The organism is Pseudomonas fakonensis (assembly GCF_019139895.1).
GTDB classification, from domain to species: Bacteria; Pseudomonadota; Gammaproteobacteria; order Pseudomonadales; family Pseudomonadaceae; genus Aquipseudomonas; species Aquipseudomonas fakonensis.
Genome location: NZ_CP077076.1, coordinates 4,498,145 through 4,510,995, shown reverse-complemented (window position 1 = coordinate 4,510,995; position 12,851 = coordinate 4,498,145). Strand labels below are relative to the sequence as shown.

The window sequence follows — 12,851 nt, the reverse complement described above, 5'->3', positions numbered from 1 at the left end:
GCCGAAGGTGAGCGATGGATGGCAGGGTAGGGCGAGTTGACTTTCAATAAAATTGAATAATGATGATCAAGTTGTTCTGTTTTGGAGAATGTCATGGAGTTCAGCCAACTGCGCATCTTCCAGGCCGTGGCCGAGGAGGGCTCGGTGACCCGCGCCGCCGAGCGCCTGCACCGGGTGCCGTCGAACCTCAGCACGCGCCTGCGCCAGCTCGAGGAGCAACTGGGCGTGGAGCTGTTTTTGCGCGAACGCCAGCGCCTGCAGCTGTCGCCGGCCGGCAAGGTACTGCTCGACTACGCCAGCCGCCTTTCGGCGTTGCGCGACGAAGCGGTGGCGGCGGTGCAGGGTGGCCAGCCGGCGGGCGACTTTGTACTGGGTACCATGTACAGCACGGCGGCCATCCACCTGCCCGGGCTGCTGGCGCGCTACCACCAGGCCTACCCGGCCGTGAACCTGCAGGTGCAGGCCGCACCCAGCGGCGAATTGCTCGAAGGGCTGCTCAGCCACAAGCTCGATGCCGCATTGGTGGATGGCCCGCCCAGCCTGGCCGGGCTGGATGGTGTGCCACTATGCGACGAAACCCTGGTGCTGATCACCAGCCCCGAGCACCCGCCGGTACACACTGCGCGGGATGTCGCCGGCAAGGCGGTATTCACCTTCCGCCAGGGTTGCTCGTACCGCATGCGCCTGGAGGCCTGGTACGCCCATGCCCATACGCCCATGGGCCGGGTGATGGAAATCGAGTCCTACCAGAGCATGCTGGCCTGCGTGATCGCCGGGGCCGGGGTGGCGCTGATGGCCCAGTCGATGCTCGACAGCCTGCCGGGCCGCGACCGGGTGCGTGCCCATCGCTTGCAGGCACCCTTCGATCAGGCGGTTACCTGGCTGATGTGGCGCCAGGGCATGCGCGGGGCGAACTTGCAGGCGTGGATCGACTTGCAACAAAGCGAAACGATTGACCGACCGTCGGAAGCTGCGGCCAGTGCTTGATCCGGGTCAAAATCGCCCCTATCTGTAAGAACAGGCGTATGCGTAATGCAGGACATCGGACTATGATCTGTATGAAGCATCGCAGAATTGATTGACCGTGAGGCTGACCCGTCAAGGGGGCATTATGAACCGACACATGTACAACTGGCTCCACGACCTTGCCGTCGCCCTGGGCTTGCTGCCACCACCGCTACAGCCGGTGCCGATCCCCAGCGACGAAGAACAGCGCAAGCGCCAGCCGCGCCGCCGCTGATTCAGAGCAAGCAAAAAGGCCGCCGCATCTTTTCGATGCAGCGGCCTTTTGCGTTTTTGCCGAGGGCCCCATCGCCGGCAAGCTGGCTCGTGTAGGAGCCGGCTTGCCGGCGATAGGGCCAGTCCAGCCACGGCTATCCCTCAGGCCAGGTTCACCGCCGCAGCCGGCTTGCGCGAGGCCAGGCTGACCACCACAAAGCTCACCAGGCCGATGGCCAGGCTGTAGTAGATCGGCGTGTTGGCATCCAGGCCATCCTTGAACATGAAGAACAGCGCGGTGGCAAAGCCCAGCGACATGCTGGCGATGGCCCCGGCGGTGGTGGCGCGCTTCCAGAAGATCGCGCCGATCAGCGGGATCAGCATGCCGCCCACCAGCAGGTTGTAGGCCAGGGTCAGGGCGCTGATCACATCGTTCACCGCCAGGGCGATGCCCAGCACTACCAGGCCGGTGAGCAGGGTGAACAGGCGGTTGATGCCCAGGCTCGACTGCTTGCCGCCACGCAGCTTGGGCAGCAGGTCTTCGGTCAGGGTGGTGGAGGCGGCCAGCAGGCCGGCGCTGGCGGTGGACATCATCGCGGCCAGGGCGGCGGCCATCAGCAGGCCACGGATGCCCTCGGGCAGTTGGCCCTTGATCATCTCGGCGAAGGCGTTGTTGGGGTTGGCAAGGTCCGGCATCAGCACATGGGCGGCCATGCCGATCATCGCGCAGGCCAGGCCGTACAGCACGCAGTACACGCCGGCGGTGGTACCGGCACGCTGGCAGACCTTCTCGTCACGGGCGGTGAACACCCGCTGCCAGATGTCCTGGCCGATCAGGATGCCGAAGAAGTAGATCAGGAAGTAGGTGATGATGGTATCCCAGCCGATGGTGGTCCAGCTGAAGCTGGCTGCTGGAAGCTTGGTTACCAGGGCGTCCCAGCCACCGGCCTTGTACAGGCACACTGGCAGCAGGATGAACATCAGGCCCACGGTCTTGATCACGAACTGAACGATGTCGGTCAGGGTCAGTGACCACATGCCGCCGATGGTCGAGTACACCACCACCACGCCGCCGCCGAACAGCAGCGCCATCCAGAACGGCACATCCAGCAGCACCTGCAGCACGGTGCCCATGGCCAGGGTCGAGGTAACGCCGATCATCAGCGCGTAGGCCAGCATGATCGCTGCGCTGGCCTGGCGTGCCATGGGGTTGTAGCGGCGCTCCAGCACCTGGGTCACGGTGAAGATTTTCAGGCGCAGCAGCGGCTTGGCCAGGAACAGGTTCAGGGCAATGATGCCCAGGCCCAGTGCCGCGCACAGCCAGAAGCCGGAAATGCCATGCACATAGCCCAGGCGCACGGTACCGACGGTGGAGGCACCGCCCAGCACGGTGGTGGCCATGGTACCCATGTACAGGGTGGGCCCGAGGTTGCGCCCGGCCACCAGGTAGTCTTCATGGGTTTTCGCGCGCCGCATGCCGTACCAGCCCAAGGCGAGCATGCCGGCGGCATAGATCAGTACAACGATGATGTCCAAGGCCATTGGGGGTCTCCCGATTATCTTTATTATGGCGAGATCGGCCGGCCGGGCTTGTCACGGCGCCCGGCGGCTCTGTCTTGTGTTGGCGGGCCTCTATGGCCCTCCCGGATGGCTCCTGCCGGGGTACTTTCAACGGGCTTGCAGTGCACCTGTGGGAGCGGGCTTGCCCGCGATCGCTATCGCGGGCAAGCCCGCTCCCACAGGGAAGGTTTTTCTCTCGGCTAGCGCCGCACCACACCCGGCAGCACGCAGAGCATTTCGAACAACAGGTTGGCGCCCAGCAGCGAGGTGTTGCCGGTGGTGTCGTAAGGTGGGGAGACTTCGACCAGGTCACAGCCGATCAGGTCCAGGCCGTGGCAGCCGCGGATGATCTCCATCGCCTGGATGGTGGTCAAGCCGCCGATTTCCGGGGTGCCGGTGCCTGGGGCCCAGGCCGGGTCGATGCCGTCGATGTCGAACGACAGGTACACCGGGCCGCCGCCGACTTTTTCACGCACTTCGGCCATCAGTGGTTCCAGCGACTTGTGCCAGCACTCTTCGGCCTGCACTACACGAAAGCCCTGGCGGCGGCTCCAGTTGAAGTCGTCGGCGGTGTAGCCCTGGGCGCGCAGGCCGATCTGCACCACGCGCTCGCAATCGAGCAGGCCTTCTTCCACGGCGCGGCGGAAGGTGGTGCCGTGGGCGATCTTCTCGCCGAACATGTGGTCGTTGACGTCGGCGTGGGCGTCGATGTGCACCAGGCCGATCTTGCCGTGCTTCTTGTGCAGGGCGCGCAGGATCGGCAGGGTGATGGTGTGGTCGCCGCCCAGGGTCATGGGGATCACGTTGTGCTCGACGATCTGGTCGTAGGCCTCTTCGATGATGCGCACGGCGTCCAGCAGGTTGAAGGTGTTGATCGCCACGTCACCGATGTCGGCCACCGACAGCGAGTCGAACGGGGCGGCACCGGTGGCCATGTTGTATGGGCGGATCATCACCGATTCGGCGCGGATCTGCCGTGGGCCGAAGCGGGTGCCCGAGCGCAGCGAGGTGCCGATGTCCAGCGGCACGCCAATGAAGGCGGCGTCCAGGCCCTCGGGGCTTTGCAGGTGGGGAAGGCGAAGCATGGTGGCGATGCCGCCGAAACGCGGCATTTCGTTGCCGCCCAGTGGTTGGTGGAGAATCTTGTCCACGGTGGGCCTCATCAGTCGGTCGATTGTTCTGTTTGTTCGAACCTGTTCCGCCGCGCGCCTCGAGCTGTAACGAATGCCGGCGGGCAGGGACATTTCGCCGCAGTCTGCGCAAGGTAGTGCCGGGGAAGAATCGCTACCGACAAAAACTTACTTCAGAGATTTATGAACTATCGGCCGGCAAGCGCGTTAGACTCTGCGCATTTCCAGCCCGCCGGACCTTCGCGCCATGGCCTCATCGCTGCCCGACCTGAAACTGCTGCGCATCTTCGCCAGCGTGGTGCGCCACCAGGGCTTCGCCAATGCCCAGCGCGACCTCAACCTGTCCACCTCGGCCATCAGCACCTACATGAGCCAGCTGGAAGGCGCCCTGGGTATCGTGCTGTGCCACCGTGGCCGGGGCGGCTTCAGCCTGACCAGCAAGGGCGAACTGTTCCACCAGGAGACCCTGCGCCTGCTGGCCGAGCTCGACGGCTTCGAACAGTACGCGGCGGCGCTCAAGGGCGAGCTGCGCGGCACTCTCAACCTGGGGGTGATCGACTCCACCGTCGGCGACCGCGCCCTGCCTTTGGCCGAGGCCATCGGCGCCTACAGCCAGGAGCACCCGGCGGTACACCTGCACCTGTCGGTGTCCAGCCCCTACGAGCTGCAGTTGGGGGTGCAGGACAACCGCCTGGACCTGGCCATCGGCGCGTTCTCTTCACGCATGAGCGGCCTTTTGTACCAGCCGCTGTACCGCGAGCAGCACTGGCTGTACTGCAGCAGCCGCCACCCGCTGTTCGCCGAGCGGCGCATCCCGGAGCCGGTGGTTACCCAGCAGCGCATGGTCGGGCGCGGCTACTGGAGCCAGGCCGAACTGGCCCGGCATGGCTTCAAGCACAGTGCGGCAACGGTGGAGAGCATGGAGGCGCAGCTGATCCTGATTCTCTCCGGTGCCTACATCGGCTACCTGCCCGAGCATTACGCCCAGGCCTGGGTCGACAAGGGCGATTTGCGCGTGCTGTCGCCGGCCACCTTCGGCTATCAGGCGCCGTTTTCGCTGATCATTCGCCGTGGCCGCAGCCGCGAACCCCTGATCCAGACCTTCCGCGACCTGCTCAAGAGCCAGCTCAACGTAGGCTGAATACCCACGTTCCGTCAGAACGAGCGAATTTCCTACAAAACTTGACCGCTGCGGTGCTGGCCTTCTGCTAAACCTCTACTTGCTTTGATGATTTTCCCACTCATCTGGATAAGCAAGGGATCGCCAACGATGCGCATGAATTTGCCCGTCACCGAACGCGAGAGAACGTTTCCCAACGACCAGCGGCTGATTTCCACCACCGACCTGAGCAGCCGCATCACCTACTGCAACGACGCCTTCGTCGCCATCAGCGGCTTCACCTACGACGAGCTGGTGGGCCAGCCGCACAACCTGGTGCGCCACCCCGACATGCCGCCGTCGGTGTTCGCGCACATGTGGGACACCATCAAGCAAGGCAAGCCCTGGATGGGCGTGGTCAAGAACCGCGCCAAGAACGGCGATTTCTACTGGGTCAGCGCCTATGTGACGGCGGTTTACGAGAACGGCCGCATCAGCGGTTACGAGTCGGTGCGCTCGGTGCCCACCCGTGAGCAGATCCGCCGAGCCGAGGCGCTGTATGCGCGTTTGCGCGGCGGGCGTTCGCCGGTGGCCCTGGCGGCGCGGCTGGTCAATGGCGTGGGCAGTGGCTGGCCGCTGCTCGGTGCCGGGCTGCTGTCAGCCGCTGCCTACCTGTGGCTGGCGCCCTACGCGGCGTTGGGTGTACTGATGGCCAGCCTGCTTGTGGCCTGGTACCTGATCGAGAACCAGCAGAGTCGCGCCATCCGCCGCACCCTGGACGAACACCCCAAGGCCTTCACCAGCCCGCTGGTGGCCCTGACCTACAGCGACAACCCCGGCCTGCGCGGCCAGCTGGACCTGGCCATCCTCAGCGAAGAAGCCCGCCTGCAGACCGCACTGACGCGGCTGGTGGATGCCGGCGTGGGGGTCAAGTCACGGGCCGCACAGTCCGCCGATCTGTCCGATGCCCAGGCGCAGATGCTCGACCGCCAGCGCAGCGAAACCGACCAGTCGGCCACTGCCATCGCGCAGATGGCCGCGACCATTCAGCAGGTTACCCACAACGTGCAGAGCACGGCCCACGCCGCCAGTGATGCCGACCAGTTGGCCCAGCAGGGCAGCGACCTGGCGCAGCAGAGCCTGCGCGCCATGGGCAGCATGCGCGAGGCGGTGAGCGACATCGGCCAGGCGGTCAACGCCCTGGCCGAGCAGACCCAGTCGATTGGCAGCGTGGTGGACGTGATCACCTCGATTGCCGAGCAGACCAACCTGCTGGCGCTCAACGCCGCCATCGAGGCGGCCCGTGCCGGCGAGCAGGGCAGGGGCTTTGCGGTGGTCGCCGACGAGGTGCGCTCGCTGGCCCAGCGCACCCGTTCGTCCACCGAAGAAATCCACCACATCATCGCCACCCTGCGTTCTGGTGCCGACCGCGCGGTGGCCAGCGCCAGCCGTGGCCAGCAGATCTCCCAGGACAGCGTGCACAGTGTCGAGGCGGTGCAGGCGGCGTTGGCGGGTATCGCCCAGGCGGTCAGCCGCATCACCGGCATGAGCCAGCAGATGGCCACGGCCTCGGAGCAGCAAAGCCACGTGGCCGAAGACATCAACCAGCAGATCGTGCGCATCGCCCACCTGTGCGACGAAAGCGCAGGGCAAGCGCGCCAGGGCGCCGAAATCAGCCAGGACCTGGAGCGCATGGCCGAGTACCTGCACAGCCTGGCGGAGCGCTTCAACCGCTGAGAGCGTGCCAATGGCGGGGGCCGCGCTGCGGCCCATCGCGACACAAGGCCGCTTCCCACAGCTACCGCGCAGCTCAGCAGGCCAGCGCTATCCCTGTAGGAGCGGGCTTGCCCCGCGAACACCGGCACAGCCGGTGCCAGCCACCGTGCTGTACCTGTGGGAGCAGCCTTGTGTCGCGATAGCCCGCAACGTGGCCCGGAATTCCCGCCTGGGCATCACCCTGTGGCAAACTGCGCGCCCCGAAGGAGCCCGCCATGCCCAGACCCCGCTGCGAGCGCTGCCAGCGCCCGCTCGCCCATTGCCTATGCCCGCTGATCCCAAGCCTGGCCAGCCGCACCCGCGTGGTCCTGTTGCAGCACCCCAGCGAAACCTCCCATGCCCTGAACACCGCTCGCCTGGCCGCCCTCGGCCTGCGTAATGCCGAACTGCGGGTGGGCGAGGTGTTCGATGACCTGCAGGCGCTGCTGGCCACCCCTGGCTACCGGCCAGCGCTGTTGTTCCCCGGGGATGAGGCCGAGGTACTGCAGCCTTATGCTCAAAGCGATAACCTGCCGCTGCTGCTAATCGTCCCCGACGGCACCTGGCGCAAGGCACGCAAGATGCTCTACCTCAACCCGCTGCTGGAGGCCTTGCCGCGGGTGACCCTGGAGCAGGTGACGCCATCACGCTACCGGCTGCGCAAGGCGCCGGAGCCCGGGGCGCTGTCGACTATCGAGGCGGTGGTGCAGGGGTTGAACGTGCTGGAGGCGCCGGGCAGTTTCGATGAGCTGCTGCGGCCGTTCGAGGCGTTGATCGAGGGGCAGATCAGCGCCATGGGCGTAGAGACCTTCACACGAAATCATGGCGAAGGTTGAAGCCAGGTTTTTGCTGTGCCGGCCTCTTCGCGGGCAAACCCGCTCCCACAGAGATATCAGTGCCCGTGAGTGCTGCGCAGTACCTGTGGGAGCGGGTTTACCCGCGAAGAGGCCGGCATAGGTAACCTAACGCTCCCTCAACGCCTCGGTACGCGCCTTGAACACCGGCTTCAACAGGTAATCCAGCACGCTCTTGTGCCCGGTGATGATATCCACCGTGGCCACCATGCCGGGGATGATCAAGAGCGGCTTGTTGTCCCCTCCCAGGTGGTTCTTGTCGGTGCGCACCTGGATCAGGTAGAACGCGTTGCCCTTGTCGTCGGTGACGGTGTCGGCACCGATCAGTTCGAGCTTGGCCTTGAGGCCGCCGTAGATGCTGTAGTCATAGGCGCTGAACTTGACCATCGCCGTCTGCCCCGGGTGCAGGAAGGCCACGTCCTGCGGGCGTACCCGCGCTTCGATCAGCAGGTTGTCTTCTATCGGCACGATCTCCACCAGGTCGCTGCCCGGCTGTACCACGCCGCCGATGGTGTTGACCTTGAGCAGCTTGACGATGCCGCGTACCGGCGACACCACGGTGGTGCGGTTGACCCGGTCGTCGATGGCGATGCTGGTGGCGGTGATCTTCGAAAGCTCCGTGCGCTTGTCGTTGAGGTCTTTGGCGGCCTCGGAGCGGAAGGTGGCATCGGACTCCTGCACCTTGCTGCGGATTTCGGCAATCGCCGCCTCGGCCCGGGGGATGGCCAGGTTGGTGGCGTTGAGCTGGCCGCGGGCCTCGACGGTGCGCTGCTTGAGGCGCAGGATCTCCACCGGCGAAATCGCGCCCTTGCTCACCAGCGGTGCGGACATGTCCAGCTCCTGCTGCAGCAGGCCCACCGCCGAGCGGTACTGGTCGGCCTTGGAGCGAAACTCGGCCAGCTCCTGGGTTTTCTGGCGCAATTGCTCGTTGAGGGTCTGTTTTTCGCTGGCCAGGCGGCGCTGGCGCGAGTCGTACAGCGCCAGTTCGTCCTCGGCCACCTGCGGCGCCTTGGCGCGTACTTCGTCGGAGACCACGAACGGTTTGCCCTCGGCCTCGGCCGACAGGCGTTCTACCTGGGCGGTGAGGGCGTAGCGGTCGGCCTCGCTTTCGCCCTTGTTGGACTTGAAACGGGTGTCGTCCAGGCGCAGCAGGGTGGCGCCCTTGTCGACCATCTGGCCCTCGCGCACCAGAATCTCGGTGACGATACCGCCCTCGAGGTTTTGCACCACCTGCACTTTGCTCGAAGGGATGGCCTTGCCCTCGCCGACGGTGACCTCGTCGAGCACCGCAAAATTGGCCCAGACCACTGCCACCAGCAGCAGGATGGCGGCCAGCCACACGGTCAGTCGCGACAGGCTTGGCGAGTCTTGCAGGGTGGCACCGGCCAGCTCCGGCATGTAGTCGCGTTCGGCGCGTGCGTCGGGGCCGTGGAGGTAGCTGCGGATGCTGTGGCTGATGGACATGGGCTACCTCGTTGGAGGAAGAGTGGTTGGTGCAACTTGCTTGTGTTGCCTGTGCCGGCTTCATCGCCGGCAAGCCGGCTCCTGCAGGTTGAAAGTCATGTGATACCTGTAGGGGCGGCTTTAGCCGCGAACACCGGCGAAGCCGGTGCCATGCCATGACCAATGTCTGCTAAAACGCCGAACCGATGCGCCCCTTGCGCAGCGCATCGATTACCGCATCCTTCGGCCCATCGGCGACGATCTTGCCGTTGTCCAGCACCAGCAACCGGTCCACCAGGCTCAGCATCGAAGTGCGGTGGGTGACCAGCAGCAGGGTCTTGCCCGGTACCCAGGCCAGCAGGCGTTGGCGCAGTTGGTCTTCGCTGCTGTTGTCCATGTGGCTGGTGGGTTCGTCGAGCACCAGCAGCGGCGGCTCCAGCAGCAGCGCGCGGGCCAGCAGCACGGCCTGGCGCTGGCCACCGGACAGCAACTGGCCGCGCTCGCCCACCGGGCGGTCGAAGCCTTGCGGGTGCTGGCGGGCCAGCTCGCTGACGCCGGTCAGCTCGGCCACTTCGAGCATGCGTGCGTCGCTGACATGGCGGGCGCCGAGGGTGAGGTTGTCGCGCAGGCTGCCGGCCAGCAGCGGCAGGTCGTGGGCCACGTAGCCCAGCTGGCTGCGCAGGTCGGCGATGTCCAGCTGGCGCAGGTCGAGGTTGTCCAGCAGCACCTGGCCCTCGTCGGGGTGATGAAAGCCCATGATCAACCGCGCCAGGGTGCTCTTGCCCGAGCCGCTGCGCCCGATGATGCCGATGCGTTCGCCGGGGGTGAGGCTGAAGTGAACATCGTTGAGCGCCGGGGCGGTTTGTCCGGGGTAGCGAAAACTGGCGTGGCTGATGCTCAGGCCGCCCTGCAGCGCGGTGTGCTCCAGGGCTTGCTGCTCATGCTGGCGTTCCTGGGGCAGGCTCATCAGCGCGTCAGTGCTGCGCATGGTCAGCTGCGCCTGCTGGTAGCGAGTGATCAGCCCGGCGATCTGCCCCAGCGGGGCCAGCACCCGGCTGCCGAGCATGTAGCTGGCCACCAGCGCGCCGACGCTGAGGTTACCGGCGATGATGCTGTACACCCCGGCAACGATGGTGGCCATGCCACAGAACTGCTGGATGAACAGCGTGCCGTTGCTGGCCAGCGACGACAGGTTGCGGGCGTGGGCGTCAAGCCGGGCGATGGCGCCGTTGGTGTGCTCCCACTGGTATTGGCGCTCGCTTTCGGCGCCGCAGGCTTTAAGCGTTTCCAGCCCGCCGAGGGTTTCGATCAGCAGGGCTTGGCGCACCGCGCCCAGGCTCAGGCTTTTTTGCACGGTGTCGCGCAGGCGCACCTGGATGAACAATGCCAGGCCCACGGCCACCGGGAAGGCGATCAGCGGAATCAGCACCAGCCAGCCGCCGAGCAGGCCGATCACCAGCAGCATGAGGGCGACGAAGGGCAGATCGATGATGCTGGTGAGGGTGACCGCGGTGAGGAATTCACGCAGCCCCTGGAAGTCGTGGATGCTTTGGGCGAAGCCGCCGATGCTGGCCGGGCGGGCCTTCATGCTCATGCCGGTGATGCGCTCGAACAGGGTGGCAGAGAGGATCAGGTCGGTCTTCTTGCCGGCCTGGTCCAGCAGGTGCGCGCGCACCATGCGCAACACCAGCTCGAAAGCGGTGCCGATGAACAAACCGGCCACCAGCACCCACAGGGTCGACAGCGCCTGGTTGGGCACCACGCGGTCGTAAGTCTGCATGACGAACAGCGGCACCATCAGGCCCAGCAGGTTGATCAAAAGGCTGGCCAGCAGGGCGTCGCCGTACAGCCAGCGGGAGTGGCGCAGGGTATCGCGAAACCAGGCGTTGACCCGTGGCAGCAGTGGCGCGCGTGCATCTTCCAGGGCGTGCCGGGGGCGGGCGAACAGCGCCTGGCCGCTGTAGGCCTCGGCCAGGGTTTGGGTTTCGACCCACTGTTCGCCGCCTTCGGCCTCGCACGGCAGCAGCAGCGCCTGGCCGTCATCGCCCCAGCGCCGCAGCACGGCGCTGCGGCCGTCGTTCAAGATCAGCAGCACCGGCAGGTTGAGGGCGGAAATTGCCGACAGCTCACGGCGCAGCACCCGTGCCTGCAAGCCGGCCCGGGCGGCGGCCCGGGGCAGCAGGGCCAGGCCCAGGCCTTGCCCGGCCAGCGGCAGGCCGCTGCACAGGCTGGCGCGGCTGGCGGTGCAGCCATGCAGCTTGCACAAGATCAGCAGGCCATCGAGCAGTGGATCATCAACATCCTGGCGCGGTTGCGCACTTTGCATACTGGTCACGATGGCCTACTCCTGCCGCAGTGGACGGGGAACGGGCGCTGGCTGAAAGGTCCGTGTTTCGTCCAGTGCTTAACGCATGTCGGGCAAGCGGGCCTCATTCCTTACTTCGGTCTTGGCGATCGCCTCCGGCGGCAGTGAAATGCGCTGCTTGCTCAGCAGCTCGCCCATGTTGGCCAGCAGGCGGTACATGGAGAACTCCTCGGTGTAGCGCACCTCGGTGTAGCGGCGGTTGGCGTTGTACAGCTCGTTCTCGCTGTCGAGTACGTCCAGCAGGGTACGTTGGCCCAGGCCGAACTGGTCCTGATAGGCGGCACGTACCCGCTGGGTGGTTTCGGCATATTCGCGGGCGCTGGGGGTTTGCTTGCGCGCGTTGTTCATGGCGTTCCAGGCCAGGTTCAGGTTCTCGTTGAGCTGGCGCAGGGCGTTGTTGCGGATGTCCATGGCCTGGTTGATCTTGTGCGCATCGGACTGCAGGCGGGCCTTGTCGCTGCCGCCGCGGAACAGGTTGTAGCTGAGCTCGACGCCGGCCTGCCAGTCATTGTTGGCGTGGCCCTTCTGGCCGCCGGTATTGTTGTCGGCGCCAGTGGCCAGTACTGCGTCCAGGCGTGGGTAGAAGGGCGACTTGGCCACTTCGTACTGCTGCTCGGCAGACTGCACGTCGGCCTGGGCCGACTTCAGGTAGGGGTTGTTCTCCAGCATGCCCTGGCGCGCGGCCTGCAGGTCGGCGGGCACTTCGGGCTTGATGGAGGTGGGCGCTTCCAGCTCGTCGGGCACGCGCCCGATCACACTGAAGAAGTTGGCCTCGGCATCTGCCAGGTCCACCTCGGCGGTGTCCAGGTTGTTCTCGGCCAGAGCGCGGCGGGCGCTGGACTGGTCAAGGTCGGCGGTGCTGCCCACGCCACGTTCGCTGCGCAGGCCGATCTGGTCGTTGACCCGCAGGTGCGCCTGCAGGTTGTTGCGCGCCAGGGTCACCAGCTCGCGGCGCTTGAGCACCTCGAGGTACACCTCGACGGCGCGCAGGGCCACGGTTTCGGCGGTGGCCTGGGTGTAGTAGGCGCGCGAGGCAGCGACCGCCTCGGTGCGGCCGACTTCGTTGGAGGTGTTGAAGCCGTCGAACAGCATCTGCCGCAGGCGCAGTTCGGACTGGGTGTAGTTGAGGGTTTCTTTATTGTGGTTGCGCGTGCCGTCGGGGTTGAAGCCGCGGGTGTTGGTGTTGTCCGAGCGCTGGCGGCCGTAACCTGCGACCAGGTCGACGGTGGGGTAGTAGCCCCCGCGAGCGAACTTCACATCCTCGTCGGCCGACAGCCTGCTGTTGCGGCTGGCGCTGATTTCGGGGTGCTGGTCTACCGCGTTTTGAACGGCCTCGTTAATCGACATCGCCTGGCTGTTGGCGCATGCCATGGCCAACAGAATTGCACTGGTGATGGGGGTTAAAGCGCGCATGGGGTACTTCTCCC

General features: G+C 65.8%; 9 protein-coding genes and 2 pseudogenes. 6 read left to right on the top strand and 5 right to left on the bottom strand.

Annotated features, from left to right (window positions below; translation table 11 throughout):
• Positions 1-93: 93 nt before the first annotated feature.
• Both ptrR and KSS94_RS27420 read left to right on the top strand, forming a co-directional pair.
• On the top strand, positions 94-987 hold the full coding sequence (ptrR, locus tag KSS94_RS19775; protein WP_217839760.1) for a putrescine utilization regulator PtrR: 894 nt from the start codon (positions 94-96) through the stop codon (positions 985-987).
• 124 nt (positions 988-1,111) lie between these two features.
• Positions 1,112-1,240, top strand: a complete 129-nt coding sequence (locus KSS94_RS27420) for a PA1414 family protein (RefSeq protein WP_263975034.1) — start codon at positions 1,112-1,114, stop codon at positions 1,238-1,240.
• 140 nt (positions 1,241-1,380) lie between these two features.
• On the opposite strand, the gene KSS94_RS19770 is transcribed toward KSS94_RS27420, so the two are convergent.
• Together KSS94_RS19770 and speB are read right to left on the bottom strand one after the other, a co-directional pair.
• The gene (locus KSS94_RS19770) at positions 1,381-2,760 is read right to left on the bottom strand and encodes a sodium:solute symporter family protein (RefSeq protein ID WP_217839759.1); all 1,380 of its coding nucleotides are present in this window, start codon (positions 2,758-2,760) and stop codon (positions 1,381-1,383) included.
• A gap of 218 nt (positions 2,761-2,978) precedes the next feature.
• A complete protein-coding gene (speB, locus tag KSS94_RS19765; RefSeq protein ID WP_217839758.1) occupies positions 2,979-3,929 on the bottom strand; it encodes an agmatinase in 951 nt (316 codons plus the stop codon).
• A gap of 226 nt (positions 3,930-4,155) precedes the next feature.
• On the opposite strand from speB, the gene KSS94_RS19760 reads away from it, so the two are divergent.
• From KSS94_RS19760 to KSS94_RS19750, 4 genes and pseudogenes are all read left to right on the top strand, one after another.
• Positions 4,156-5,049 (top strand): LysR family transcriptional regulator, encoded by an 894-nt coding sequence (locus KSS94_RS19760; protein WP_217839757.1) that lies wholly within the window; start codon positions 4,156-4,158, stop codon positions 5,047-5,049.
• 87 nt (positions 5,050-5,136) lie between these two features.
• Positions 5,137-5,484, top strand: a pseudogene (locus KSS94_RS27640) (PAS domain-containing protein); the annotation flags it as partial.
• 285 nt (positions 5,485-5,769) lie between these two features.
• Positions 5,770-6,744, top strand: a pseudogene (locus KSS94_RS27635) (methyl-accepting chemotaxis protein); the annotation flags it as partial.
• Positions 6,745-6,998: 254 nt separating this feature from the next.
• Entirely contained in the window at positions 6,999-7,598 is a 600-nt protein-coding gene (locus tag KSS94_RS19750) for a tRNA-uridine aminocarboxypropyltransferase (protein ID WP_217839755.1), read from the top strand.
• Positions 7,599-7,724: 126 nt separating this feature from the next.
• Here KSS94_RS19750 and KSS94_RS19745 read toward each other — a convergent pair whose 3' ends face one another.
• The 3 genes from KSS94_RS19745 to KSS94_RS19735 form a co-directional block, all read right to left on the bottom strand.
• Positions 7,725-9,080, bottom strand: a complete 1,356-nt coding sequence (locus KSS94_RS19745; RefSeq protein ID WP_217839754.1) for an HlyD family type I secretion periplasmic adaptor subunit — start codon at positions 9,078-9,080, stop codon at positions 7,725-7,727.
• 169 nt (positions 9,081-9,249) lie between these two features.
• On the bottom strand, positions 9,250-11,385 hold the full coding sequence (locus KSS94_RS19740; RefSeq protein ID WP_217843629.1) for a type I secretion system permease/ATPase: 2,136 nt from the start codon (positions 11,383-11,385) through the stop codon (positions 9,250-9,252).
• Between the two features lie 78 nt (positions 11,386-11,463).
• The gene (locus tag KSS94_RS19735; protein WP_217839753.1) at positions 11,464-12,837 is read right to left on the bottom strand and encodes a TolC family outer membrane protein; all 1,374 of its coding nucleotides are present in this window, start codon (positions 12,835-12,837) and stop codon (positions 11,464-11,466) included.
• Between the last annotated feature and the right edge of the window lie 14 nt (positions 12,838-12,851).